This window comes from Streptomyces sp. NPDC042259 (assembly GCF_055582085.1).
In genome coordinates this window covers 38004-60462 of sequence record NZ_JBVJDW010000015.1, presented here as the reverse complement: position 1 = coordinate 60462, position 22459 = coordinate 38004, and the positions used below count along the sequence as shown (strand labels likewise).

The following is a 22459-nucleotide window of genomic DNA, read 5'->3' as shown; positions in this document are numbered from 1 at the left end:
CCGGGAGGTCACTCCGGCCGGGGGAGCGCGGCCGTCAGCCGCCCGCGGCGGGGCCCGCGCGCCAGACCCAGGGGGTGGCGTCCGGGCCGAGGGCCACCGCGCACAGCCGCTGTTGCGAGTCCGTGAGCAGCGAGGGCGTGCCCACGGGCACGAGCCCGCCCGTCGCGCGCCGGGGCTCGGAGCCGGGGTCCGAGGCGTCCTGGAGCTGTATCTCGCCGCTCACGGCCCGGCCCAGGACCATCACGGTGTCCTTGCCGCGGGCGGCCACGGCCCGCGCGACGATCGGCCCGTAGCCCGCGAAGTTCTCCAGGCCGGTGCCGCTGACCTGCTCGGCCGAGACCTGCTGCCCCCCGCCGCCGCCGGGGACGAAGCGGTAGACGACCGGCTCCCGGGCCGCCGGGGTGCGGTAGACGACGTTCAGCCCGCCGTCGGGGCCGACGGCCGCGGCGGGCTGGTCGCCGGGCTGCGGCAGGCCCGTGAGCGGCTGGTGCCGCACCGGCCCGGAGGGCTCGTCCTGGGCCCAGTGGTGCACGGTGTCGCGGCCCGCGCCGAAGACGTGCACGCGGTGTTCCCGGTCCAGCACGACGGTCAGCCCGTCCTGGATCTCCTGGCCGTGCAGGCTCTGCCACTTCCCCCACCGGCCGTCGGCCTCACGGACCCGGCTGGAGAGGCCCTTGCCGGCGTTGCGGACGAAGAGGTGGACCCGTCCGTCGGGGGTGGCGACGGCGGCCGGCATGCCGACGCGGCGGCCCCGGTCGGGCTTGCGCTCGGGGTTGCCGAGGCCCGTCCACGCCTTGAAGGCCCCGCCGGGCTCACGCTGCTCCAGCAGGGCGATCTCGCGGGTGTTGGCCCGGCTGTCGAGGGCGGAGAACCGCAGGCCGAACAGCAGCCGGCGCCCAGCGGTGTCCTTGACCGAGGCCAGGGCGGGGGCGAGGGGGCCGCCGCCGAGGTTCTGCGGGGCGCCCCAGCGGCCGCTGCCGGGGGAGGTCTCCAGCCAGTGCACGGCCTGGGTGCCCAGCACGCCGTACGCCTCCAGACGCCCGGCCTTGTCGGTGTCGGCCACGGGCATCGCGCCGGGGTAGCGGTAGTGGGTGGAGCGGATCCAGCCCTTGCGGTTCTTCAGCGGGCGGTCGCCGCCCTGGCCGTAGTCACCGCAGCCGGCGGCGTTGGAGCACTCCCAGGACGGGTCCCCGCCGTACGCCTGGACCAGGCGGTGCTTGGTGTCCACGACGTCCTGCGGCAGATTGTGCGGCCAGCGCTGGTTGTAGTAGCCGCGGAAGGCGGTGGTGGTGAAACGGGGCGCCCGCCCGTCGCGCTTGGTCGCGTCGGCCGTCCACTGGGACATGGCCTTCCAGGAGAACAGCGCGGTCGGGGTGTGGTCGCGGTGGTCCGAGCACGCCCCGTAGTCGTTGTCCTTGGGGTGGGTGGCGTCGTGGACCTGGTAGTCGGGGTCCGGATCCAGGGTGTGGATCACCGTCGGCCGGAACCGGTCCATGATCGCGGCCAGTGCGTCCACCAGCGTGTCGTGCCGGTAGGTGCTGGTGGTGGTGCAGGGCGAGCCGGTGGAGACCAGGCTCTGCATGGCGGCGCGCGGGTCCTCCCACAGATGCGGGATGCGCACGTTGTTCGCGGACTGCATGGCGATGTTCAAGAAGATCAGCCGGACGTGGCGCTTGCCGTCACCCAGCTCGTTGGTCTCGGCCTTCACCCCGCCGGGGAGGTCCATGACGGACTTCTTCCAGGCCGAGAACTTGTCCATGCCGATCATCTCGGCGTACGCCTGGCGCAGCCCCTGGTGCCGGGCGGAGGCGTAGGCGGCCTTGTCCGGCTTGGTCTTCGGCATCCCCTCGATCCAGTTCCGCCCGACCGCCTCGCCGGCCGTCACATAGACGGAGACGACCGGGACACCGGCTCTCGCGATGTTCTCCGCGTCGGGGTTCATGAAATAGAGGTCGTCGTCGGGGTGCGCCATGATCTGCAGGAGCAGCGGCTGCTTGCCGTCGTCGAAGGACTGGGTGGCCCGGGGGTCGACGGCCCGGGTGGGCTTCCCCTCGGGCCTGTTCTTCCGGGAGTCGCCGGCGCTGCAGCCCACCGCGGTGACCAGCGTGGTGGCCGCCACACCGGTGAGCGCGGCCCTGCGGGAGATGGCCCAGCGCGGTGAGATCTTCAACTCCGTGACTCCGTCCCGTCGTGCAGCGCCTGGTCCCCGGCTGCCCCAGCGTGTTAGGGGACGGCGAGGGAATCGCGTCGGTTGCCCAAGTCCCGACAATGCCTGTTAACGGATTGGGCAAGGTTTCGGGTCGAGCGGCCGCGTCGGACGATACGGGCGAGCTGGACGAGGCAGCCGGGGCTACGGCAAACTCAAGCCCCATAGTGTCCCGTATGTCGGCGGGGTGGTTTGACAACTGCGCCGGTCGGGGTACCTTCTTCGGCTGCGATTGGCGTACCTTCCCGCACGTATGGCACACTGTTCAGGTTGCTCGGTTGAGTGCCAATGCTGCGCGCCTCCCGCCGGGAGGACTGGAAGCGAGTCCCGCAGTACTCGTCACCCCTCTTGAGGGGTGGAAGTACGGGAATCTTCCGGGAAGTGTCAGCGTGGCCCCGGCCAGGCGCTCGGTGGGTGCCCTTCCCCCACAGCCCCCTTCATCAGGGAATTTCCTTCGGGAGATTTTACTGGAAGGGGCGCGACACGCCCGACCGCGTGGGTCGGAGGAGGGCGGCGCTTGCAGCAGAGGCGCGACACACCGAGTCCCAGAGCGTTACGAGAGACAGGACTACGAAGTAGCCATGGCGGGACAGAAGATCCGCATCCGGCTCAAGGCCTACGACCACGAGGTCATCGACTCTTCGGCGAAGAAGATCGTCGAGACGGTGACTCGCACTGGTGCGTCGGTCGCGGGCCCGGTGCCGCTGCCCACTGAGAAGAACGTGTACTGCGTCATCAAGTCGCCGCACAAGTACAAGGACTCGCGCGAGCACTTCGAGATGCGCACGCACAAGCGCCTCATCGACATCCTCGACCCCACGCCGAAGACGGTTGACTCGCTCATGCGCCTCGACCTGCCGGCGGGCGTCGACATCGAGATCAAGCTCTGAGGTGACGCGCGAGATGGCTAAGAACATTAAGGGCGTCCTGGGCGAGAAGCTCGGCATGACCCAGGTCTGGGACGAGAACAACCGGGTTGTCCCGGTGACCGTCGTCAAGGCCGGGCCCTGCGTCGTCACCCAGGTCCGCACCAACGACAGCGACGGCTACGAGTCGGTCCAGATCGCCTTCGGCGAGATCGACCCGCGCAAGGTGAACAAGCCCCTCAAGGGTCACTTCGCCAAGGCCGACGTCACCCCGCGCCGCCACCTGGTGGAGCTGCGTACCGCTGACGCCAGCGAGTACACGCTCGGCCAGGAGATCACCGCTGCCGTGTTCGAGTCGGGCGTCAAGGTCGACGTCACCGGCAAGAGCAAGGGCAAGGGCTTCGCCGGTGTCATGAAGCGTCACAACTTCAAGGGCCTCGGCGCCGGTCACGGCACCCAGCGCAAGCACCGCTCGCCCGGTTCCATCGGTGGCTGCGCCACCCCGGGCCGCGTGTTCAAGGGCCTCCGCATGGCGGGCCGTATGGGCAACGAGCGGGTCACCACCCAGAACCTGACCGTCCACGCCGTTGACGCGGAGAAGGGCCTGCTCCTCATCAAGGGCGCGGTTCCTGGTCCGAACGGCGGCCTCGTCCTGGTCCGTACCGCGGCCAAGGGGGCCTGAGGTAACGATGAGCACCATTGACATCCTTTCGCCGGCAGGCGACAAGGCCGGGACCGTCGAGCTCCCCACGGAGATCTTCGACGCGAAGGTCAGCGTTCCGCTGATCCACCAGGTCGTCGTCGCACAGCTGGCCGCTGCCCGACAGGGCACGCACAAGACCAAGACTCGTGGCGAGGTCCGCGGCGGTGGCAGGAAGCCTTACCGCCAGAAGGGCACCGGCCGCGCGCGCCAGGGCTCGACCCGCGCCCCGCAGTTCGCCGGTGGTGGCGTCGTGCACGGTCCCGTGCCGCGTGACTACTCGCAGCGGACCCCGAAGAAGATGAAGGCCGCCGCCCTGCGCGGTGCCCTCACCGACCGGGCCCGCAACAGCCGTATCCACGTCGTCACCGGCGTGGTCGAGGGCGAGGTCTCCACCAAGGCCGCCAAGACGCTGTTCGGCAAGATCTCGGAGCGCAAGAACCTGCTCCTGGTCGTCGACCGCGCCGACGAGGCCGCGTGGCTGTCCGCCCGCAACCTGCCCCAGGTCCACATCCTGGAGCCGGGCCAGCTGAACACGTACGACGTGCTCGTCTCCGACGACGTGGTCTTCACGCAGGCTGCCTTCGAGCGCTTCGTGGCGGGTCCCGCCGCGGCCGCCAAGGCCACCGCTTCCGAGGCTGAGCTCGAAGGGAGCGACGCCTGATGAGCGAGCAGACTGCAGCGGTCATCACCAGCAAGACCTACACGGACCCCCGTGACATCCTGGTCAAGCCGGTGGTCTCCGAGAAGAGCTACGCGCTGCTGGACGAGAACAAGTACACGTTCATCGTCGACCCGCGCGCCAACAAGACCCAGATCAAGCAGGCCGTCGAGGCGGTCTTCTCGGTCAAGGTCACCGGGGTCAACACGATCAACCGTCAGGGCAAGCGCAAGCGCACCCGCACCGGTTTCGGCAAGCGCGCCAACACCAAGCGCGCCATCGTGACCCTCCGCGAGGGCGACCGAATCGACATCTTCGGCGGCCCGGTCTCCTAACGGAGTCCGAGTCGTCCGAGTATCGGACGAGGACTGAGAAATGGGTATCCGCAAGTACAAGCCGACGACCCCGGGCCGTCGTGGCTCCAGCGTCGCCGACTTTGTCGAGATCACGCGGTCCACGCCGGAGAAGTCGCTGGTCCGCCCCCTGCACAGCAAGGGCGGCCGTAACAACGCCGGTCGTGTGACCGTTCGCCACCAGGGCGGTGGCCACAAGCGCGCCTACCGAGTGATCGACTTCCGTCGTCACGACAAGGACGGCGTGCCGGCCAAGGTCGCGCACATCGAGTACGACCCCAACCGCACCGCGCGCATCGCGCTCCTGCACTACGCAGACGGCGAGAAGCGCTACATCATCGCTCCGGCCAAGCTGAGCCAGGGCGACCGGATTGAGAACGGCCCTGGCGCCGACATCAAGCCGGGCAACAACCTCCCGCTGCGCAACATCCCGGTCGGTACCACGATCCACGCGATCGAGCTCCGTCCCGGTGGTGGCGCCAAGTTCGCCCGCTCCGCCGGTTCGTCCGTGCAGCTGCTGGCGAAGGAGGGCGCTTACGCCCACCTGCGCATGCCGTCCGGCGAGGTCCGCCTGGTCGACGTCCGCTGCCGCGCCACGGTCGGCGAGGTCGGCAACGCCGAGCAGTCGAACATCAACTGGGGCAAGGCCGGCCGTATGCGCTGGAAGGGCGTTCGCCCGACCGTCCGCGGTGTCGCGATGAACCCGGTTGACCACCCGCACGGTGGTGGTGAAGGCAAGACTTCCGGTGGTCGCCACCCGGTCTCGCCGTGGGGTCAGAAGGAGGGTCGTACTCGTTCGCCGAAGAAGGCGTCCAACAAGTACATCGTCCGCCGCCGCAAGACGAACAAGAAGCGCTAGGAGCGGGTTTAGATGCCGCGTAGTCTCAAGAAGGGGCCCTTCGTCGACGACCACCTCATCAAGAAGGTGGACGCACAGAACGAAGCAGGTACCCACAACGTCATCAAGACCTGGTCCCGTCGCTCCATGATCGTGCCGGCCATGCTCGGCCACACGCTCGCGGTGCACAACGGCAAGACGCATGTCCCGGTGTTCGTCACCGAGTCCATGGTCGGCCACAAGCTCGGCGAGTTTGCGCCGACCCGCACCTTCCGCGGCCACGTCAAGGACGACCGCAAGTCGAAGCGCCGCTAAGGCGGGGTGCGAAGACTATGAACGACACCGAAGGGACAACCATGGAAGCCAGGGCCCAGGCGCGGTACATCCGCGTCACGCCCATGAAGGCCCGCCGCGTGGTGGACCTTATCCGTGGCATGGATGCCACGGAGGCTCAGGCGGTCCTGCGTTTCGCCCCGCAGGCCGCCAGCGTGCCGGTTGGCAAGGTGCTCGACAGCGCCATTGCCAACGCCGCGCACAACTACGACCACACTGACGCCTCCTCGCTGGTCATCAGCGAGGCGTACGTCGACGAGGGCCCGACCCTGAAGCGGTTCCGTCCGCGTGCCCAGGGCCGTGCCTACCGGATCCGCAAGCGGACCAGCCACATCACCGTGGTCGTCAGCAGCAAGGAAGGAACCCGGTAATGGGCCAGAAGGTAAACCCGCACGGGTTCCGGCTCGGCATCACCACCGACTTCAAGTCGCGCTGGTACGCCGACAAGCTGTACAAGGACTACGTCAAGGAAGACGTTGCCATTCGTCGCATGATGACGAAGGGCATGGAGCGCGCCGGTATCTCGAAGGTTGAGATCGAGCGCACCCGCGACCGCGTCCGCGTCGACATCCACACCGCTCGTCCGGGCATCGTCATCGGCCGCCGTGGCGCCGAGGCCGACCGCATCCGCGGCGAGCTGGAGAAGCTGACCGGCAAGCAGGTCCAGCTGAACATCCTCGAGGTCAAGAACCCCGAGGTGGACGCTCAGCTGGTGGCCCAGGCCGTCGCCGAGCAGCTCTCCTCCCGTGTCTCCTTCCGTCGCGCCATGCGTAAGAGCATGCAGTCGACCATGAAGGCCGGCGCCAAGGGCATCAAGATCCAGTGCGGTGGCCGTCTCGGCGGCGCCGAGATGTCCCGCTCGGAGTTCTACCGCGAGGGCCGTGTGCCCCTGCACACGCTCCGTGCGAACGTGGACTACGGCTTCTTCGAGGCCAAGACGACCTTCGGTCGTATTGGTGTGAAGGTCTGGATCTACAAGGGCGACGTCAAGAACATCGCCGAGGTCCGCGCCGAGAACGCTGCCGCTCGTGCGGGCAACCGCCCGTCGCGCGGTGGCGCCCAGGACCGTCCGGCCCGTGGTGGCCGTGGCGGCGAGCGTGGCGGCCGCGGCCGCAAGCCGCAGCAGAGCGCTGCCGCCGAGGCCCCCAAGGCCGACGCGACCGCCGCTGCTCCGGCAGAGACCACCGGAACGGAGGCCTGACCGACATGCTGATCCCTCGCAGGGTCAAGCACCGCAAGCAGCACCACCCGAAGCGGTCGGGTATGGCCAAGGGCGGCACGGAGCTGGCGTTCGGCGAGTACGGCATTCAGGCCGTCACGCCGGCGTACGTCACCAACCGCCAGATCGAGTCCGCTCGTATCGCCATGACCCGCCACATCAAGCGTGGCGGCAAGGTGTGGATCAACATCTACCCCGACCGTCCGCTGACGAAGAAGCCTGCCGAGACCCGCATGGGTTCCGGTAAGGGTTCGCCGGAGTGGTGGATCGCGAACGTCAAGCCCGGTCGGGTGATGTTCGAACTGTCCTACCCGAACGAGAAGACTGCTCGTGAGGCGCTCACCCGCGCTGCTCACAAGCTTCCGATGAAGTGCCGGATTGTTCGGCGCGAGGCAGGTGAGTCGTGATGGCCGCTGGTATCAAGGCGACCGAGCTGCGTGAGCTGAACGACGAGGACCTCGTCGCGAAGCTCCGTGAGGCCAAGGAAGAGCTGTTCAACCTCCGCTTCCAGGCGGCGACCGGGCAGCTCGAGAACCACGGTCGGCTCAAGTCCGTCCGTAAGGACATCGCCCGGATCTACACCCTGATGCGCGAGCGCGAGCTGGGCATCGAGACGGTGGAGAGCGCCTGATGAGCGAGAAGAATGTGACTGAGACGAACGAGCGCGGCTTCCGCAAGACCCGTGAGGGTCTCGTCGTCAGCGACAAGATGGACAAGACCGTCGTCGTCGCCGTCGAGGACCGCGTCAAGCACGCCCTGTACGGCAAGGTCATCCGCCGTACGAACAAGCTCAAGGCGCACGACGAGCAGAACGCTGCCGGTGTCGGCGACCGCGTCCTCATCATGGAGACGCGTCCGCTGTCGGCGAGCAAGCGCTGGCGCATCGTCGAGATCCTCGAGAAGGCCAAGTAGGTAATTCCCGCGAGGGAATTCCAAAAGACACGCCTGGGGGCACTAGTCCTCAGGCAAGTTCCGCCAGGCTCGGTGAGGGGCTTCGCAAAAAGCCCCTCACCGGGAACCGGCAGACGATCAGGAGATAGACGTGATCCAGCAGGAGTCGCGACTTCGCGTCGCCGACAACACTGGTGCCAAGGAGATCCTTTGCATCCGTGTTCTCGGTGGCTCGGGTCGCCGCTACGCGGGCATCGGTGACGTCATCGTCGCCACCGTCAAGGATGCGATCCCCGGTGGCAACGTGAAGAAGGGTGACGTCGTCAAGGCCGTCATCGTTCGCACCGTCAAGGAGCGCCGCCGTCCCGACGGCTCGTACATCCGTTTCGACGAGAACGCCGCTGTCGTTCTCAAGAACGACGGTGACCCCCGCGGCACCCGTATCTTCGGCCCGGTGGGCCGAGAGCTGCGCGAGAAGAAGTTCATGAAGATCGTCTCGCTCGCGCCGGAGGTGCTGTAACCGATGAAGATCAAGAAGGGCGACCTGGTTCAGGTCATCACCGGTAAGGACAAGGGCAAGCAGGGCAAGGTCATCGTGGCCATGCCCCGCGAGAACCGCGTCCTCGTCGAGGGTGTCAACCGGGTCAAGAAGCACACCAAGGCCGGCCAGACCGCTCGTGGTTCGCAGACCGGCGGCATCGTGACGACCGAGGCCCCGATCCACGTGAGCAACGTTCAGCTCGTCGTGGAGAAGGACGGCAAGAAGGTCGTCACTCGTGTCGGTTACCGCTTCGACGACGAGGGCAACAAGATCCGCGTTGCCAAGCGCACCGGTGAGGACATCTGATGACTGCCACCACCAACGCACCGCGTCTCAAGCAGCGCTACCGCGACGAGATCTCCGCGAAGCTCCGTGAGGAGTTCTCGTACGAGAACGTCATGCAGGTCCCCGGCCTGACCAAGATCGTGGTCAACATGGGTGTGGGCGACGCCGCCCGCGACTCCAAGCTGATCGACGGCGCGATTCGCGACCTCACCACGATCACGGGCCAGAAGCCGGCCGTGACCAAGGCCCGCAAGTCGATCGCGCAGTTCAAGCTGCGCGAGGGGCAGCCGATCGGCTGCCACGTCACCCTCCGCGGTGACCGCATGTGGGAGTTCCTGGACCGTACGCTGTCGCTCGCGCTGCCGCGCATCCGCGACTTCCGTGGTCTGTCCCCGAAGCAGTTCGACGGTCGGGGCAACTACACCTTCGGTCTCACGGAGCAGGTCATGTTCCACGAGATCGACCAGGACAAGATCGACCGCGTCCGGGGTATGGACATCACCGTGGTCACCACGGCGACCAACGACGACGAGGGCCGTGCCCTCCTTCGTCACCTCGGCTTCCCCTTCAAGGAGGCGTAAGCGAGATGGCGAAGAAGTCTCTTATTGCCAAGGCTGCCCGCAAGCCTAAGTTCGGTGTGCGCGCGTACACCCGCTGCCAGCGCTGCGGCCGTCCGCACTCCGTTTACCGCAAGTTCGGCCTGTGCCGCGTGTGCCTTCGTGAGATGGCTCACCGTGGCGAGCTGCCGGGCGTGACCAAGAGCTCCTGGTAACACCCCACTTGGGGTGACCAGGGCTCTCGGTAAGCATCCTGGATGGCGGTCGCCCGACCCGATCTTGTCGCGTCGCGTTTTCGCTCGCGTACAGTAGAAGGGTTGGGCGCCCGCCGCCCATGACCGCCCGCGGGCGCAAGCCCGCTTAAAGTCGCTTACTACGCCGTAGGTCCCCGCACCGCACCCGTCCCGACTCTGATCGGGGAGAGGGATGGCGCAGATAGGAAACCACGGCGAGAGAGGCCGAAGGCCAAACATGACCATGACCGATCCGATCGCAGACATGCTGACCCGTCTGCGAAACGCGAACTCGGCATACCACGACTCCGTGTCGATGCCGCACAGCAAGATCAAGTCGCACATCGCGGAGATCCTCCAGCAGGAGGGCTACATCACCGGCTGGAAGGTCGAGGACGCCGAGGTCGGCAAGTCCCTGACCCTCGAGCTGAAGTTCGGCCCGAACCGCGAGCGCTCGATCGCCGGCATCAAGCGCATCTCGAAGCCGGGCCTGCGGGTCTACGCAAAGTCCACCAACCTGCCGAAGGTCCTCGGCGGCCTGGGCGTGGCGATCATCTCCACGTCCCACGGTCTCCTGACCGGCCAGCAGGCCAGCAAGAAGGGCGTGGGTGGGGAAGTCCTCGCCTACGTCTGGTAATCGGGAACGGAGGAATAGCCAATGTCGCGAATTGGACGGCTGCCCATCCAGGTTCCCGCTGGTGTGGACGTCACCATCGATGGCCGTACGGTGCATGTGAAGGGCCCCAAGGGTTCCCTCGCGCACGCCGTGTCCGCGCCCATCGAGATCGCTAAGGCCGAGGACGGCACTCTTGTCGTCACTCGTCCGAACGACGAGCGTCAGAACAAGGCCCTGCACGGCCTGTCCCGCACGCTGGTGGCGAACATGATCACCGGCGTGACCCAGGGCTACAGCAAGGCTCTTGAGATCAGCGGTGTCGGTTACCGCGTCCAGGCGAAGGGCTCCAACCTGGAGTTCGCCCTGGGCTACAGCCACCCGATCCTGATCGAGGCCCCCGAGGGCATCACCTTCAAGGTGGAGTCCCCGACCAAGCTCAGCGTCGAGGGCATCGACAAGCAGAAGGTCGGCGAGGTCGCCGCCAACATCCGCAAGCTTCGCAAGCCTGACCCTTACAAGGCCAAGGGCGTGAAGTATGCGGGTGAGGTCATCCGCCGCAAGGTCGGAAAGGCTGGTAAGTAAGCCATGGCATACGGTGTGAAGATCGCTAAGGGCGACGCCTACAAGCGTGCCGCCATCAAGCGTCGCCACATCCGCGTTCGTAAGCGGATTTCCGGCACGCCCGAGCGTCCCCGCCTCGTGGTGACGCGCTCGAACCGCCACATGGTGGCCCAGGTCATCGACGACATCGCGGGCCACACGCTCGCGTCGGCGTCGACCCTGGACACGTCCATCCGTGGCGGCGAGGGTGACAAGAGCGCCCTGGCCAAGCAGGTCGGCGCGCTTGTCGCCGAGCGTGCGAAGGCCGCCGGCGTCGAGGCCGTCGTGTTCGACCGCGGTGGCAACCAGTACGCCGGGCGCATTGCCGCTCTGGCGGACGCCGCCCGCGAAGCCGGGCTGAAGTTCTAAGCCCCGGTTCCGGAGCTAGCGGACGTAACAGAGAGAGGTAAATCCAATGGCTGGACCCCAGCGCCGCGGAAGCGGTGCCGGTGGCGGCGAGCGGCGGGACCGGAAGGGTCGCGACGGTGGCGCTGCCGCCGAGAAGACCGCCTACGTTGAGCGCGTTGTCGCGATCAACCGCGTCGCCAAGGTTGTCAAGGGTGGTCGCCGCTTCAGCTTCACCGCGCTGGTCGTGGTGGGCGACGGTGACGGCACCGTAGGTGTCGGTTACGGCAAGGCCAAGGAAGTTCCCGCGGCCATCGCCAAGGGCGTGGAAGAGGCCAAGAAGAACTTCTTCAAGGTCCCGCGTATCCAGGGCACCATCCCGCACCCGATCCAGGGCGAGAAGGCCGCGGGCGTCGTCCTGCTCAAGCCTGCTTCCCCCGGTACCGGTGTTATCGCCGGTGGCCCGGTGCGTGCGGTGCTCGAGTGCGCCGGCGTCCACGACATCCTGTCGAAGTCGCTCGGTTCTTCGAACCCGATCAACATCGTGCACGCCACGGTGACCGCGCTTCAGGGCCTTCAGCGCCCCGAGGAGATCGCGGCCCGTCGTGGCCTGCCGCTGGAAGACGTCGCCCCCGCCGCACTGCTGCGGGCGCGTGCCGGGGCGGGTGCGTAATGGCTCGCCTCAAGGTCACGCAGGTTAAGTCCTACATCGGTAGCAAGCAGAACCACCGCGACACCCTGCGTTCGCTCGGGCTCAAGCGCCTGAACGACGTGGTTGTCAAGGAGGACCGTCCCGAGATCCGCGGCATGGTGCAGACCGTCCGCCACCTCGTGACGGTTGAGGAGGTCGACTGACATGGCGGAGCAGAACCCGCTGAAGGTCCACAACCTCCGGCCCGCCCCGGGCGCCAAGACCGCCAAGACCCGTGTGGGTCGTGGTGAGGCGTCCAAGGGTAAGACCGCAGGTCGTGGTACCAAGGGCACCAAGGCCCGTTACCAGGTTCCGCAGCGCTTCGAGGGCGGGCAGATGCCCCTCCACATGCGTCTGCCGAAGCTCAAGGGCTTCAAGAACCCGTTCCGCGTCGAGTTCCAGGTCGTGAACCTGGACAAGCTGGCCGCGCTCTACCCGCAGGGTGGCGAGGTCACGGTGGCCGATCTGGTCGCCAAGGGCGCGGTTCGTAAGAACCAGCTCGTCAAGGTGCTCGGCACCGGCGAGATCTCCGTGGCGCTGCAGGTGACGGTTGACGCCGTCTCCGGCTCCGCCCAGGAGAAGATCGTCGCCGCTGGCGGCACCGTCACCGAGCTCGTCTGAGCTCGTTGATCCGACCACCGGGGATGTCCCAAAAGGGGCATCCCCGGTTGGTCGTTCCAAGGGGGGCACGGTCGCCGGTAAGGTGGCGTGCAACTGTTACAGTCCGCGCGGCATGAGTCCGTGCGGATTTTGACTGATATGTATTCGTCGATCCTCAAGACCGTCACCTCTCGCGCGGCTGCGTGAGGGGCGCAGGAGGCACCGTGCTCACCGCGTTCGCCCGGGCGTTCAAGACGCCCGACCTGCGCAAGAAGCTGCTGTTCACGCTGGGCATCATGGTGCTCTTCCGGCTCGGGGCGCACGTACCCGTTCCCGGCGTCGACTACCAGAACGTTCAGACGTGCATGGACCAGGCCAAGAGCGGTCAGGGCCTCTTCGGCCTCGTGAACATGTTCAGCGGTGGCGCGCTGCTGCAGATCACGATCTTCGCGCTCGGGATCATGCCGTACATCACGGCGAGCATCATCCTGCAGTTGCTCACTGTCGTCATTCCACGTCTGGAAGCCCTCAAGAAGGAGGGCCAGACCGGCCAGGCCAAGATCACGCAGTACACGCGTTATCTGACCGTCGCCCTCGCGATCCTGCAGGGCACCGGCCTGGTGGCCACCGCCAGCAATGGCGCGCTGTTCGGCAACTGCACCGTCGGCAACCAGATCGTGCCGGACAAGTCGATCTTCGCCACGGCCGTCATGGTCATCACCATGACCGCGGGCACCGCGCTGATCATGTGGCTCGGTGAGCTGATCACCGACCGCGGCATCGGCAACGGCATGTCCATCCTGATGTTCACGTCCATCGCCGCCGGCTTCCCGGGCGCCCTCTGGGCGATCAAGATGCAGGGCAAGCTGATGGGCGGCTGGCTGGAGTTCGGCCTGGTCATCCTCTGTGGTCTGGCGATGGTCGGCCTCGTGGTCTTCGTCGAGCAGGCCCAGCGCAGGATCCCCGTGCAGTACGCCAAGCGCATGATCGGCCGCCGTTCCTACGGCGGTACGTCCACCTACATCCCGCTCAAGGTCAACCAGGCGGGCGTGATTCCGGTCATCTTCGCCTCGTCGCTGCTCTACATCCCGGCCCTGCTGGTGCAGTTCACCAACTCCAAGGCGGGCTGGGCGAACTGGGTCCAGGCCAACCTGGTCAAGGGTGACCACCCGATCTACATGGCCACGTACTTCCTGCTGATCGTGTTCTTCGCCTTCTTCTATGTCGCCATCTCCTTCAACCCCGAAGAAGTTGCCGACAATATGAAGAAGTATGGTGGCTTCATCCCGGGTATCCGGGCGGGACGTCCCACCGCGGAGTACCTGAGCTACGTGCTGAATCGCATCACGTGGCCCGGCTCTCTCTACCTGGGCCTGATCGCCCTCGTGCCGACCGTGGCTCTGGTCACACTTAACGCGGACCAGAACTTCCCGTTCGGTGGAACCAGCATCCTGATCATCGTCGGTGTTGGCCTGGAGACTGTGAAGCAGATCGAGAGCCAGCTTCAGCAGCGCAATTACGAAGGGTTCCTCCGCTGATGCGAATCGTCCTCGTCGGGCCGCCCGGCGCCGGCAAGGGAACGCAGGCCGCGTACCTTGCCAAGAACCTCGCGATCCCGCACATCTCGACGGGCGACCTCTTCCGGGCGAACATCAGCCAGGGCACACCGCTCGGGCAGAAGGCCCAGGAGTACATGCGCGCCGGTCAGCTCGTGCCGGACGAGGTCACCATCGGTATGGCCAGGGACCGCATGCAGCAGCCCGACGCCGCCCACGGCTTCCTGCTGGACGGCTTCCCGCGCAACCTGGCCCAGGCCGAGGCGCTGGACGGGATCCTGAAGGGCGACGGGCTGGGGCTCGACGCCGTTCTGGACCTGGAGGTCCCGGAGGACGAGGTCGTCAAGCGGATCGCCGGACGTCGCATCTGCCGCAACGAGAGCAGCCACGTCTTCCACGCGATCTACAACCCGCCGAAGACCGAGGGCGTCTGCGATGCCTGCGGCGGCGAGCTGTACCAGCGCGAGGACGACAGCGAGGACACCGTCCGCAAGCGCCTCGAGGTCTACCACAGCGAGACCGAGCCGATCATCGACTACTACAAGGCCCAGGGCCTCGTGGTGACGATCTCGGCGCTCGGCAAGGTCGCCGAGGTCACCCAGCGGGCCATGGCCGCGCTGGAGCGCGACTGACCTCGCCGGTCACACCAGCACTCTCATACGGCCGCGATGCCCGCCCGGGCATCGCGGCCGTATGGTGTTGGGGCGGGCACACCCCGTGCCCATGCGGGCCGCCACGGCTTCGCCGAGCGGGATCCGGGCCCGCTTCCGCGCCCGCCGCGAGGCCGCGGGGCCCGGGCCGGTGCGGAGCCGGCAGAACGTTCCATCCGTCGTTGAGAAAGGCGCCAGCCGTCATGGTCGAGATCAAGACCCCGGAGCAGATCGCGAAGATGCGCGAGGCGGGGCTGGTCGTCGCCGCCATCCACGCCGCCACCCGGGAGGCGGCCGTACCGGGCGCCACGACCAAGGACCTGGACGAGGTCGCCCGCAAGGTGATCGCCGAGCACGGTGCGAAGTCGAACTTCCTGGGTTACGGCGGTTTCCCCGCCACGATCTGCACCTCGGTCAACGAGGTCGTCGTGCACGGCATCCCGGACGCCAAGACCGTCCTCAAGGACGGCGACATCATCTCCATCGACGCCGGCGCCATCATCGACGGCTGGCACGGCGACGCCGCCTTCACGGCCTTCGTGGGCACCGGGCACGCCCCGGAGCTGCTGGAGCTCTCCCGGGTGACCGAGGAGTCGATGTGGGCCGGCATCGCCGCCGTGCGCAACGGCAACCGCCTGGTGGACATCTCCCGGGCCATCGAGGGCTACATCCGCCGCCAGCCCCGCCCGGCCTCGGGGAAGTACGGGATCATCGAGGACTACGGCGGGCACGGCATCGGCAGCGAGATGCACATGGACCCGCACCTGCTGAACTACGTCGCCCGCAAGCGCGGCAAGGGCCCGAAGCTGGTCCCCGGCTTCTGCATCGCCATCGAGCCCATGGTCAGCCTCGGCACGGCCCGTACGCACGTCCTGGAGGACGAGTGGACGGTCCTGACGAACGACGGCACCTGGTCCTCGCACTGGGAGCACTCCGTCGCGCTCACCGAGCAGGGCCCGCTGGTCCTCACGGCGGTCGACGGCGGCAAGGCGAAGCTCGCGGAGTACGGCATCGAGACGGCGCCGGACCCGCTGGCCTGAGCCGGGCCCACCGTACGTCCGAGCGAGCCGCTCCGCCGGCTTAAGGATCTTTGCGGCGGGGCAATGGACCTGGATTAGTCTTTCCGGTTGCCCTGACGTAGACTGATGCGTCGGCTCTCGTGTATCCCCATGCCTGCGTCCGTATAGGTATGGACACAGGAGAGTCGATCAAGGTAGCCGATTCGAAAGGCGAAGCGTGGCCAAGAAGCAAGGTGCCATCGAGATCGAGGGCACCGTGATCGAGTCTCTGCCGAACGCGATGTTCAAGGTGGAGCTCCAGAACGGTCACAAGGTCCTCGCGCACATCAGCGGCAAGATGCGGATGCACTACATCCGCATCCTCCCGGATGACCGGGTCGTCGTGGAGCTCTCTCCCTACGACCTGACGCGTGGCCGGATCGTCTACCGCTACAAGTAGATCTTGTCGACGCCCCTCTTCGGTGGGGTGACGGCACTGACCCGGAGAACCTCACATCCCATGAAGGTCAAGCCGAGCGTCAAGAAGATCTGCGACAAGTGCAAGGTGATCCGCCGTCACGGCCGGGTCATGGTCATCTGCGACAACCTGCGCCACAAGCAGCGCCAGGGCTGACGCTAAAACCTGCACCTCGCAGTACTTCGCGCGACGCACAGCGAATTTCGTACATACGCAGACACCCGACCCCCGCGTGCTCACGCGAGGGGACGACACCCCCGGCGGAGGCCGGGGACCCGGCTCGTAACTCTTACGGGAACGGTGCTGCGGAAGACCTCCGACACACAGGAGCCAATCAATGGCACGCCTTTCCGGCGTTGACCTCCCGCGCGACAAGCGCGTCGAGGTCGCCCTCACCTACGTCTTCGGCATCGGGCGCACCCAGTCGCAGAAGGCACTGGAAGCGACCGGCGTCAACCCCAACACGCGCGTTCGTGACCTGGCCGAAGAGGACCTGGTCAAGCTCCGCGAGTACGTGGACGCCAACCTCAAGACCGAGGGTGACCTCCGTCGCGAGATCCAGGCCGACATCCGCCGCAAGGTAGAGATCGGCTGCTACCAGGGTCTGCGCCACCGTCGTGGCCTGCCCGTCCACGGTCAGCGCACCAGCACGAACGCTCGTACCCGTAAGGGCCCGCGTCGCGCGATCGCCGGCAAGAAGAAGCCGGGCAAGAAGTAGTCCTCAGCGGACGCTCATCAGCGGTCTTCGCTGTAGGACCGATCACCTCCACTCCACAGGAGTAAGACATGCCTCCTAAGGGCCGTCAGGGTGCAGCCAAGAAGGTGCGCCGCAAGGAAAAGAAGAACGTCGCTCACGGGCACGCCCACATCAAGAGCACGTTCAACAACACGATCGTCTCGATCACGGACCCCACGGGCAACGTGATCTCCTGGGCCTCCGCCGGCCACGTCGGCTTCAAGGGCTCGCGCAAGTCCACTCCGTTCGCCGCGCAGATGGCCGCCGAGTCGGCTGCCCGTCGCGCGCAGGAGCACGGCATGCGCAAGGTCGACGTCTTCGTCAAGGGTCCGGGTTCCGGTCGTGAGACCGCCATCCGTTCGCTGCAGGCGACCGGCCTCGAGGTTGGCTCCATCCAGGACGTCACCCCGACCCCGCACAACGGCTGCCGTCCCCCGAAGCGCCGCCGCGTCTGACCCGGTCGCGCGGGCTGTCTCTCCGCGTGAGCGGAGGTGACCCGCGCCGCCGCGTCTGATCCAACGGGTCCTCGACCCGCTTGGTTCTTCGCGCCGCTTCGCACGGCACACGGGCGGTACGGCTCCTCGGGGCCGTACCGCCCGTACCCTTGTAGTACCTCGGGGCATCAAATAGTGGGTGCCCATGACTGAAGGATTCCTCGCATGCTGATCGCTCAGCGCCCCTCGCTGACCGAAGAGGTCGTCGACGAGTTCCGCTCCCGGTTCGTGATCGAGCCGCTGGAGCCGGGCTTCGGCTACACCCTCGGCAACTCCCTGCGTCGTACGCTCCTCTCCTCGATCCCGGGTGCGGCGGTCACGTCCATCCGCATCGACGGTGTCCTGCACGAGTTCACCACCGTGCCGGGCGTCAAGGAGGACGTCACCGACCTCATCCTCAACATCAAGCAGCTGGTCGTCTCCTCGGAGCACGACGAGCCGGTCGTGATGTACCTGCGCAAGCAGGGCCCCGGCCTGGTCACCGCTGCCGACATCGCCCCCCCGGCCGGCGTCGAGGTGCACAACCCCGACCTGGTCCTGGCGACCCTGAACGCCAAGGGCAAGCTGGAGATGGAGCTGACCGTCGAGCGCGGTCGCGGCTACGTCTCCGCCGTCCAGAACAAGCAGGTGGGCCAGGAGATCGGCCGTATCCCGGTCGACTCCATCTACTCGCCGGTTCTCAAGGTCACCTACAAGGTCGAGGCGACCCGAGTCGAGCAGCGCACCGACTTCGACAAGCTGATCGTCGACGTCGAGACCAAGCAGGCCATGCGCCCGCGTGACGCCATGGCGTCCGCCGGTAAGACCCTGGTCGAGCTGTTCGGCCTGGCCCGCGAGCTCAACATCGACGCCGAGGGCATCGACATGGGCCCGTCCCCCACGGACGCCGCCCTCGCCGCCGATCTGGCGCTGCCGATCGAGGAGCTCGAGCTCACGGTCCGCTCGTACAACTGCCTCAAGCGTGAGGGCATCCACTCCGTGGGTGAGCTGGTCGCCCGCTCCGAGGCCGACCTGCTCGACATCCGCAACTTCGGTGCGAAGTCGATCGACGAGGTCAAGGCGAAGCTGGCCGGCATGGGCCTGGCCCTCAAGGACAGCCCGCCCGGATTCGACCCGACCGCCGCCGCGGATGCCTTTGGCGCCGACGACGACGCGGACGCCGGGTTCGTGGAGACCGAGCAGTACTGATCCCGCCCCGTCCGGAGGCTGAGGCTTTGTCCTCAATCGCCGGACGGGCTGGATTTTGCCGGGGCAGGTCCGCCTGCCCCGGCACACCAAGTCTTCTGGTGGGCGACCGCCCAGCCAGACCTGACACCGGTACCTGATACGGCCGGTGCAGAGAACAAGGAGAAACACCATGCCGCGTCCCGCAAAGGGTGCCCGTCTGGGCGGCAGCGCCGCGCACGAGAAGCTGCTCCTGGCGAACCTCGCCAAGTCGCTCTTCGAGCACGGCCGCATCACCACCACCGAGGCCAAGGCCCGTCGCCTTCGTCCGGTCGCCGAGCGTCTGATCACCAAGGCGAAGAAGGGCGACATCCACAACCGTCGCCAGGTGCTGCAGACGATCACGGACAAGAGCATCGTCCACGTGCTCTTCACCGAGATCGCCCCGCGTTTCGCCGAGCGTCCGGGTGGTTACACCCGTATCACGAAGATCGGCAACCGTCGTGGCGACAACGCCCCGATGGCCGTGATCGAGCTGGTCGAGGGCGAGATCGCCAAGAAGGCGACCGTCGCCGAGGCCGAGGCCGCCACCAAGCGCGCGGTCAAGGAGTCCGAGGCCGCTGCCGAGGCTCCGGCCGAGGAGTCCAAGGACGCCTGACGCATTTGATGCGTGTGTACGGACGGGTCCGCTCCCTCTTGCCAGGGGGCGGGCCCGTCCCGCATTTCTGAGAGGAACTCTGGTGAGTGACGAGGCGGAGCCCGGGTTCGTCCGGGTGCGGCTGGACCTGTCGTACGACGGCAAGGACTTCTCCGGCTGGGCCAAGCAGCGGTCGGGCCTGCGGACCGTGCAGGGCGAGATCGAGGACGCGCTCCGGACGGTGACCCGCTCCGACCGCACCTACGAGCTGACGGTCGCCGGGCGCACGGACTCGGGCGTGCACGCGCGCGGCCAGGTCGCGCACGTCGATCTGCCGGCCGAGGTGTGGGCCGAGCACGAGGAGAAGCTGCTGCGCCGGCTCGCCGGCCGGCTGTCGCACGATGTGCGGGTGTGGAAGGTCGCGGAGGCACCGGCCGGTTTCAACGCGCGGTTCTCGGCGATCTGGCGGCGGTACGCCTACCGGGTGGTCGACCACATCGGCGGCGTCGACCCGTTGTTGCGCGGTCATGTCCTGTGGCACGACTGGCCGTTGGACGTCGAGGCGATGAACGCCGCCTCGCGGGCGCTGCTCGGGGAGCACGACTTCGCCGCGTTCTGCAAGAAGCGCGAGGGTGCGACGACCATCCGTACGCTGCAGCAGCTGAGCTGGGAGCGCGACGCGTCCGGTGTCGTGACCGCGACCGTGCGGGCGGACGCCTTCTGTCACAACATGGTGCGTTCGCTGGTGGGCGCGCTGCTGTTCGTCGGCGACGGGCACCGGCCGGTGGAGTGGCCCGGCAAGGTCCTCGCCGCGCGGGTGCGGGATTCGGCGGTGCACGTGGTGCGGCCGCACGGGCTGACGCTGGAGGAGGTCGGGTATCCGGCGGACTCTGCGCTTGCCGCGCGTAACCGGGAAGCGCGCAATAAGCGGACGCTGCCTGGTGGGGGTTGCTGCTAGGGATTCGGGGCTCCGCCCCGGGCCCCGGTCCTCGATCGCCGGACGGGCTTCTTGTCGCAGCCCGTCCGGCCGATGCCGCTGAGGTGGTGTCAGGACCCGTCAGGGGCCGGGCAGTTGACCGCCAGGTCGCTGTTGACCGTGAAGTACGGGCGGACGCCGTCGACGGTCGGGTAGAGGTCCGTCTTGTTGCGGTCGACGATGTCGCCGACGAGCCGTGCGAGCTTGATGGGTTCGCCGTCCGGGGTCAGGCGCAGGGCCAGGTCCCAGACAGTGTTCTCGCCGACCGCCCGGGCGGCGCGCAGCCGTTCGTAGGGCAGGGCGACGCTGAAGGCCGCCTTGTCCACGACGATCACCTCCGCCGTGACCGGCTCGGCGCCCTCGACGCGCGGGGTGCCGACGACGACCGGGGTGCTCTCCGCGGTGAACTCCGCGCCGTGCAGGGTGCCTTCGACGAGGAGGGCCGCGCCGCTCTGGCGTACCGTGCGGGCCTCGGCGTGCCGGGTGCGGTGCCAGGCGCGCAGGGCGAGGAAGCCGTCGACGGTCGGGTAGGGGATCCACCAGGTGAACGGGGCGCCGGGCAGGGGCTCCAGTTCCACCAGGCCGCGGCCTTCGGCGAGGTGGGAGACGACGCGCCGGCGGGCGCCGTCCTCGCCCCGGACGACGTGCAGGTCCCAGCGGCCTTCTCCGAGGCGCAGTTCGCGGCGGTCCAGGACGGCCGTCCAGGGGCCGGTCGCGGTGGCCGGCCGGGTCAGCGGGACGCTGATGGGCTTGCCCTCCTTGCGGCGGGTGACCGTCAGGGAGAGGTTGTCGCCGGTCAGGCCCTTGCGGTCGACGAAGACGTGGATGTTGCCGTCGGCGTCGACGCGGCAGGAGGCGGTGCAGCGCAGCGGCTTGCGGACGATGTCCTTGAGGGCCGCCTTCACCGTGGGCTTGGCGGGCTTGGCCACCGTGCGGCGCAGCGGGCGGATGATTTTCCCGGCGGTGCGGCGCAGCACCTTGGCCAGGGGTACGGGGGCGGACGGGGTCGCGTCCGCGGTGGGGCCGCTCGCGGTGGTGGCGGCGGTGTCGCCGCCCAGGCTCGCGATCAGTTCCTCGTACTGGCGTGCGATGGAGTCGGGGTGGTAGCGCTCGGCGGAGACGCGGGCGGCGGCGCCCATGGCGCGGCGTAGTTCGTCGTCCTCGATGAGCTTGAGGAGGCCCTTGGCGATGCCGTCGGCGTCGCCGACGGGGACGAGGAGGCCGTCGGTGCCGTCGTCGATGATCTCGCCGGGGCCGTGCGGGCAGTCGGTGGCGACGACGGGCACACCGCAGTTCATCGCCTCGACGATCGTCATGCCGAAGGACTCCTCGCGGGAGGTCACGGCGGCGATGGAGCCCTTGGCCCACTCGGTCTCGATGGGGGAGTGGGCGCCCATGAGCGTGATGTGCTCGTTGAGGCCGAGGGTGTCGATCTGCTGGCGCAGCTTGGCCTGTTGGGGGCCGCGGCCGTAGATGCGCAGGCGCCAGTCGGGGTGGGCGGCCGCGACGGTGGCCCAGGCCTTGACCAGCAGGTCGTAGCGCTTGACGGGGATGAGACGGCCTGCGGCGACGACCAGTTTGGCGCTGCCGTCGGAGGGCTCGACCTCGGATGCCGGGACGCCGTTGGGCAGGGCGATCAGCTTGGTTTTGATGTCCGGGAACCGTTCGCGATGGGTGGTCGCGTCGGCCTCGGAGACGGCGGTGTGCGCGTCGAGGTGCGGGATGGCGCGGTCCTGGGCGGCGCGGATGTTCGGCTCGTGGGTGCCGTAGATCCGGTGCTCCTGGCCGATGCGCAGATAGCGGTCCTGGCCGAACTCGGCGAGGTACATCACCAGGCCGGGCCGGGTGGCGATCACGGCGTCGGCGTCGGTGCGGGCGAGGTGCTCGGCGACGCGCTTGTCGGTGAGGGCGCTGAAGTGGGCGCCCTTGGCCTCGACGGGCGGGACGTGCGCGCTGTCCTGCTGGAGCAGCGGGTTGTCCCGGTCGGCGCCGGTCTCGGCCCGGGTGTCGACGAGGTGGACCAGCTTGACCTTGTGGTGCAGGGGGAGCTTGGGCGTGCCACCGGTGCGGTGGATGGACACGATTTCCACGTCGTGCCGGGCGGCGAGCGCCCCGGCGACGTTGAAGGTGGAGCGGATGGTGCCGCCGATGCCGTAGGCGTTCTGCAAAAGGAAAGAGATTTTCATGGCGATGTGTGCGCGACACGTCGCGGCGTCGCGTCCGTCCTTCCCCCTG

33 protein-coding genes are annotated in these 22459 nt (G+C 67.7%); 31 read left to right on the top strand and 2 right to left on the bottom strand.

Translation table 11 applies throughout. The features are described 5' to 3' along the window. Window positions 1-34: 34 nt before the first annotated feature. On the bottom strand, window positions 35-2170 hold the full coding sequence (locus ACZ6MA_RS30375) for a PIG-L family deacetylase (RefSeq protein WP_469437692.1): 2136 nt from the start codon (window positions 2168-2170) through the stop codon (window positions 35-37). Window positions 2171-2787: 617 nt separating this feature from the next. Between ACZ6MA_RS30375 and rpsJ the strand changes: the two genes are divergently transcribed. From rpsJ to truA, 31 genes are all read left to right on the top strand, one after another. Beyond that, window positions 2788-3096, top strand: coding sequence for a 30S ribosomal protein S10 (rpsJ, locus tag ACZ6MA_RS30370; protein ID WP_003948644.1), 309 nt, complete (start codon window positions 2788-2790; stop codon window positions 3094-3096). 13 nt (window positions 3097-3109) lie between these two features. Further along, complete coding sequence (gene rplC / locus ACZ6MA_RS30365) at window positions 3110-3754, top strand: 50S ribosomal protein L3 (protein WP_086567349.1); 645 nt, start codon at window positions 3110-3112, stop codon at window positions 3752-3754. A 7-nt stretch (window positions 3755-3761) separates the two neighbouring features. Next, window positions 3762-4436 carry a 50S ribosomal protein L4 gene (gene rplD, locus ACZ6MA_RS30360; RefSeq protein ID WP_418100846.1) on the top strand — a complete coding sequence of 225 codons (675 nt, stop codon included), beginning with the start codon at window positions 3762-3764 and terminating at the stop codon, window positions 4434-4436. Beyond that, window positions 4436-4768 carry a 50S ribosomal protein L23 gene (gene rplW, locus ACZ6MA_RS30355; RefSeq protein WP_469437689.1) on the top strand — a complete coding sequence of 111 codons (333 nt, stop codon included), beginning with the start codon at window positions 4436-4438 and terminating at the stop codon, window positions 4766-4768. Before rplD ends, rplW begins: the two co-directional genes overlap by 1 nt. A 40-nt stretch (window positions 4769-4808) precedes the next feature. Further along, window positions 4809-5645 carry a 50S ribosomal protein L2 gene (rplB, locus tag ACZ6MA_RS30350; protein ID WP_184733898.1) on the top strand — a complete coding sequence of 279 codons (837 nt, stop codon included), beginning with the start codon at window positions 4809-4811 and terminating at the stop codon, window positions 5643-5645. A gap of 12 nt (window positions 5646-5657) precedes the next feature. After that, a complete protein-coding gene (gene rpsS, locus ACZ6MA_RS30345) occupies window positions 5658-5939 on the top strand; it encodes a 30S ribosomal protein S19 (RefSeq protein ID WP_030890751.1) in 282 nt (93 codons plus the stop codon). Window positions 5940-5980: 41 nt separating this feature from the next. Further along, a complete protein-coding gene (gene rplV, locus ACZ6MA_RS30340) occupies window positions 5981-6328 on the top strand; it encodes a 50S ribosomal protein L22 (RefSeq protein WP_004571827.1) in 348 nt (115 codons plus the stop codon). Continuing rightward, window positions 6328-7158 (top strand): 30S ribosomal protein S3, encoded by an 831-nt coding sequence (gene rpsC, locus ACZ6MA_RS30335; protein WP_130878987.1) that lies wholly within the window; start codon window positions 6328-6330, stop codon window positions 7156-7158. Before rplV ends, rpsC begins: the two co-directional genes overlap by 1 nt. A gap of 5 nt (window positions 7159-7163) precedes the next feature. Then, window positions 7164-7583: a 50S ribosomal protein L16 gene (gene rplP, locus ACZ6MA_RS30330; protein ID WP_130878988.1), complete on the top strand. Its 420-nt coding sequence runs from the start codon at window positions 7164-7166 to the stop codon at window positions 7581-7583. Continuing rightward, window positions 7583-7807, top strand: coding sequence for a 50S ribosomal protein L29 (gene rpmC, locus ACZ6MA_RS30325; RefSeq protein WP_030368408.1), 225 nt, complete (start codon window positions 7583-7585; stop codon window positions 7805-7807). Before rplP ends, rpmC begins: the two co-directional genes overlap by 1 nt. Continuing rightward, window positions 7807-8088 (top strand): 30S ribosomal protein S17, encoded by a 282-nt coding sequence (gene rpsQ / locus ACZ6MA_RS30320; RefSeq protein ID WP_030026328.1) that lies wholly within the window; start codon window positions 7807-7809, stop codon window positions 8086-8088. Before rpmC ends, rpsQ begins: the two co-directional genes overlap by 1 nt. Window positions 8089-8218: 130 nt before the next feature. Next, the gene (gene rplN, locus ACZ6MA_RS30315; RefSeq protein WP_099199421.1) at window positions 8219-8587 is read left to right on the top strand and encodes a 50S ribosomal protein L14; all 369 of its coding nucleotides are present in this window, start codon (window positions 8219-8221) and stop codon (window positions 8585-8587) included. A gap of 3 nt (window positions 8588-8590) precedes the next feature. Further along, complete coding sequence (rplX, locus tag ACZ6MA_RS30310; RefSeq protein ID WP_130878989.1) at window positions 8591-8914, top strand: 50S ribosomal protein L24; 324 nt, start codon at window positions 8591-8593, stop codon at window positions 8912-8914. Beyond that, complete coding sequence (gene rplE, locus ACZ6MA_RS30305) at window positions 8914-9474, top strand: 50S ribosomal protein L5 (protein WP_130878990.1); 561 nt, start codon at window positions 8914-8916, stop codon at window positions 9472-9474. Before rplX ends, rplE begins: the two co-directional genes overlap by 1 nt. 5 nt (window positions 9475-9479) lie before the next feature. Further along, entirely contained in the window at window positions 9480-9665 is a 186-nt protein-coding gene (locus ACZ6MA_RS30300; protein ID WP_030368403.1) for a type Z 30S ribosomal protein S14, read from the top strand. 256 nt (window positions 9666-9921) lie between these two features. Continuing rightward, window positions 9922-10320 carry a 30S ribosomal protein S8 gene (gene rpsH / locus ACZ6MA_RS30295; protein WP_087927570.1) on the top strand — a complete coding sequence of 133 codons (399 nt, stop codon included), beginning with the start codon at window positions 9922-9924 and terminating at the stop codon, window positions 10318-10320. A gap of 21 nt (window positions 10321-10341) precedes the next feature. Further along, window positions 10342-10881, top strand: a complete 540-nt coding sequence (gene rplF / locus ACZ6MA_RS30290) for a 50S ribosomal protein L6 (RefSeq protein WP_130878991.1) — start codon at window positions 10342-10344, stop codon at window positions 10879-10881. A 3-nt stretch (window positions 10882-10884) separates the two neighbouring features. Continuing rightward, window positions 10885-11268 carry a 50S ribosomal protein L18 gene (rplR, locus tag ACZ6MA_RS30285; RefSeq protein ID WP_184733900.1) on the top strand — a complete coding sequence of 128 codons (384 nt, stop codon included), beginning with the start codon at window positions 10885-10887 and terminating at the stop codon, window positions 11266-11268. 46 nt (window positions 11269-11314) lie between these two features. After that, window positions 11315-11917: a 30S ribosomal protein S5 gene (rpsE, locus tag ACZ6MA_RS30280; RefSeq protein WP_116212431.1), complete on the top strand. Its 603-nt coding sequence runs from the start codon at window positions 11315-11317 to the stop codon at window positions 11915-11917. Beyond that, window positions 11917-12099: a 50S ribosomal protein L30 gene (gene rpmD / locus ACZ6MA_RS30275; protein ID WP_087927574.1), complete on the top strand. Its 183-nt coding sequence runs from the start codon at window positions 11917-11919 to the stop codon at window positions 12097-12099. Before rpsE ends, rpmD begins: the two co-directional genes overlap by 1 nt. Before the next feature lies 1 nt (window position 12100). Then, window positions 12101-12556, top strand: coding sequence for a 50S ribosomal protein L15 (rplO, locus tag ACZ6MA_RS30270; protein ID WP_130878993.1), 456 nt, complete (start codon window positions 12101-12103; stop codon window positions 12554-12556). 203 nt (window positions 12557-12759) lie between these two features. Next, window positions 12760-14073 (top strand): preprotein translocase subunit SecY, encoded by a 1314-nt coding sequence (secY, locus tag ACZ6MA_RS30265; protein ID WP_469437681.1) that lies wholly within the window; start codon window positions 12760-12762, stop codon window positions 14071-14073. Further along, on the top strand, window positions 14073-14723 hold the full coding sequence (locus tag ACZ6MA_RS30260) for an adenylate kinase (protein ID WP_469437680.1): 651 nt from the start codon (window positions 14073-14075) through the stop codon (window positions 14721-14723). The genes secY and ACZ6MA_RS30260 overlap by 1 nt, the downstream gene beginning before the upstream one ends. A 221-nt stretch (window positions 14724-14944) precedes the next feature. Beyond that, window positions 14945-15781 (top strand): type I methionyl aminopeptidase, encoded by an 837-nt coding sequence (gene map, locus ACZ6MA_RS30255; protein WP_469437679.1) that lies wholly within the window; start codon window positions 14945-14947, stop codon window positions 15779-15781. Window positions 15782-15977: 196 nt separating this feature from the next. Continuing rightward, complete coding sequence (gene infA / locus ACZ6MA_RS30250) at window positions 15978-16199, top strand: translation initiation factor IF-1 (protein WP_003956442.1); 222 nt, start codon at window positions 15978-15980, stop codon at window positions 16197-16199. A gap of 60 nt (window positions 16200-16259) precedes the next feature. After that, window positions 16260-16373, top strand: coding sequence for a 50S ribosomal protein L36 (rpmJ, locus tag ACZ6MA_RS30245; RefSeq protein WP_003956441.1), 114 nt, complete (start codon window positions 16260-16262; stop codon window positions 16371-16373). 181 nt (window positions 16374-16554) lie between these two features. After that, window positions 16555-16935 carry a 30S ribosomal protein S13 gene (rpsM, locus tag ACZ6MA_RS30240; protein WP_130878997.1) on the top strand — a complete coding sequence of 127 codons (381 nt, stop codon included), beginning with the start codon at window positions 16555-16557 and terminating at the stop codon, window positions 16933-16935. Between the two features lie 68 nt (window positions 16936-17003). Beyond that, entirely contained in the window at window positions 17004-17408 is a 405-nt protein-coding gene (gene rpsK, locus ACZ6MA_RS30235; protein ID WP_003948617.1) for a 30S ribosomal protein S11, read from the top strand. A gap of 204 nt (window positions 17409-17612) precedes the next feature. Beyond that, complete coding sequence (locus ACZ6MA_RS30230) at window positions 17613-18635, top strand: DNA-directed RNA polymerase subunit alpha (RefSeq protein WP_004946635.1); 1023 nt, start codon at window positions 17613-17615, stop codon at window positions 18633-18635. 169 nt (window positions 18636-18804) lie between these two features. Then, window positions 18805-19269 (top strand): 50S ribosomal protein L17, encoded by a 465-nt coding sequence (gene rplQ / locus ACZ6MA_RS30225; protein ID WP_130878998.1) that lies wholly within the window; start codon window positions 18805-18807, stop codon window positions 19267-19269. 82 nt (window positions 19270-19351) lie between these two features. Continuing rightward, window positions 19352-20206, top strand: coding sequence for a tRNA pseudouridine(38-40) synthase TruA (gene truA, locus ACZ6MA_RS30220; RefSeq protein ID WP_469437676.1), 855 nt, complete (start codon window positions 19352-19354; stop codon window positions 20204-20206). Window positions 20207-20295: 89 nt separating this feature from the next. Here truA and ACZ6MA_RS30215 read toward each other — a convergent pair whose 3' ends face one another. Then, window positions 20296-22410, bottom strand: a complete 2115-nt coding sequence (locus tag ACZ6MA_RS30215) for a glycosyltransferase family 4 protein (RefSeq protein ID WP_469437674.1) — start codon at window positions 22408-22410, stop codon at window positions 20296-20298. Window positions 22411-22459: the final 49 nt, after the last annotated feature.

What these genes read in the sequence shown, in the direction of transcription:
- rpsH (WP_087927570.1), top strand. Translation starts at nt 9,922, where the DNA reads ATGACCATGACCGATCCGATCGCAGACATGCTGACCCGTCTGCGAAAC.
- rplO (WP_130878993.1), top strand. Translation starts at nt 12,101, where the DNA reads ATGGCGGAGCAGAACCCGCTGAAGGTCCACAACCTCCGGCCCGCCCCG.
- rpsM (WP_130878997.1), top strand. Translation starts at nt 16,555, where the DNA reads ATGGCACGCCTTTCCGGCGTTGACCTCCCGCGCGACAAGCGCGTCGAG.
- rplX (WP_130878989.1), top strand. Translation starts at nt 8,591, where the DNA reads ATGAAGATCAAGAAGGGCGACCTGGTTCAGGTCATCACCGGTAAGGAC.
- rpsE (WP_116212431.1), top strand. Translation starts at nt 11,315, where the DNA reads ATGGCTGGACCCCAGCGCCGCGGAAGCGGTGCCGGTGGCGGCGAGCGG.
- rpsK (WP_003948617.1), top strand. Translation starts at nt 17,004, where the DNA reads ATGCCTCCTAAGGGCCGTCAGGGTGCAGCCAAGAAGGTGCGCCGCAAG.
- rplV (WP_004571827.1), top strand. Translation starts at nt 5,981, where the DNA reads ATGGAAGCCAGGGCCCAGGCGCGGTACATCCGCGTCACGCCCATGAAG.
- rpsC (WP_130878987.1), top strand. Translation starts at nt 6,328, where the DNA reads ATGGGCCAGAAGGTAAACCCGCACGGGTTCCGGCTCGGCATCACCACC.
- rplQ (WP_130878998.1), top strand. Translation starts at nt 18,805, where the DNA reads ATGCCGCGTCCCGCAAAGGGTGCCCGTCTGGGCGGCAGCGCCGCGCAC.
- rplF (WP_130878991.1), top strand. Translation starts at nt 10,342, where the DNA reads ATGTCGCGAATTGGACGGCTGCCCATCCAGGTTCCCGCTGGTGTGGAC.
- ACZ6MA_RS30260 (WP_469437680.1), top strand. Translation starts at nt 14,073, where the DNA reads ATGCGAATCGTCCTCGTCGGGCCGCCCGGCGCCGGCAAGGGAACGCAG.
- rpsJ (WP_003948644.1), top strand. Translation starts at nt 2,788, where the DNA reads ATGGCGGGACAGAAGATCCGCATCCGGCTCAAGGCCTACGACCACGAG.
- rplC (WP_086567349.1), top strand. Translation starts at nt 3,110, where the DNA reads ATGGCTAAGAACATTAAGGGCGTCCTGGGCGAGAAGCTCGGCATGACC.
- rpsQ (WP_030026328.1), top strand. Translation starts at nt 7,807, where the DNA reads ATGAGCGAGAAGAATGTGACTGAGACGAACGAGCGCGGCTTCCGCAAG.
- rplE (WP_130878990.1), top strand. Translation starts at nt 8,914, where the DNA reads ATGACTGCCACCACCAACGCACCGCGTCTCAAGCAGCGCTACCGCGAC.
- ACZ6MA_RS30300 (WP_030368403.1), top strand. Translation starts at nt 9,480, where the DNA reads ATGGCGAAGAAGTCTCTTATTGCCAAGGCTGCCCGCAAGCCTAAGTTC.
- rpmD (WP_087927574.1), top strand. Translation starts at nt 11,917, where the DNA reads ATGGCTCGCCTCAAGGTCACGCAGGTTAAGTCCTACATCGGTAGCAAG.
- rpmC (WP_030368408.1), top strand. Translation starts at nt 7,583, where the DNA reads ATGGCCGCTGGTATCAAGGCGACCGAGCTGCGTGAGCTGAACGACGAG.
- rpmJ (WP_003956441.1), top strand. Translation starts at nt 16,260, where the DNA reads ATGAAGGTCAAGCCGAGCGTCAAGAAGATCTGCGACAAGTGCAAGGTG.
- rpsS (WP_030890751.1), top strand. Translation starts at nt 5,658, where the DNA reads ATGCCGCGTAGTCTCAAGAAGGGGCCCTTCGTCGACGACCACCTCATC.
- rplW (WP_469437689.1), top strand. Translation starts at nt 4,436, where the DNA reads ATGAGCGAGCAGACTGCAGCGGTCATCACCAGCAAGACCTACACGGAC.
- rplB (WP_184733898.1), top strand. Translation starts at nt 4,809, where the DNA reads ATGGGTATCCGCAAGTACAAGCCGACGACCCCGGGCCGTCGTGGCTCC.
- ACZ6MA_RS30215 (WP_469437674.1), bottom strand. Translation starts at nt 22,410, where the DNA reads ATGAAAATCTCTTTCCTTTTGCAGAACGCCTACGGCATCGGCGGCACC.
- map (WP_469437679.1), top strand. Translation starts at nt 14,945, where the DNA reads ATGGTCGAGATCAAGACCCCGGAGCAGATCGCGAAGATGCGCGAGGCG.
- rplP (WP_130878988.1), top strand. Translation starts at nt 7,164, where the DNA reads ATGCTGATCCCTCGCAGGGTCAAGCACCGCAAGCAGCACCACCCGAAG.
- ACZ6MA_RS30230 (WP_004946635.1), top strand. Translation starts at nt 17,613, where the DNA reads ATGCTGATCGCTCAGCGCCCCTCGCTGACCGAAGAGGTCGTCGACGAG.
- rplD (WP_418100846.1), top strand. Translation starts at nt 3,762, where the DNA reads ATGAGCACCATTGACATCCTTTCGCCGGCAGGCGACAAGGCCGGGACC.
- rplR (WP_184733900.1), top strand. Translation starts at nt 10,885, where the DNA reads ATGGCATACGGTGTGAAGATCGCTAAGGGCGACGCCTACAAGCGTGCC.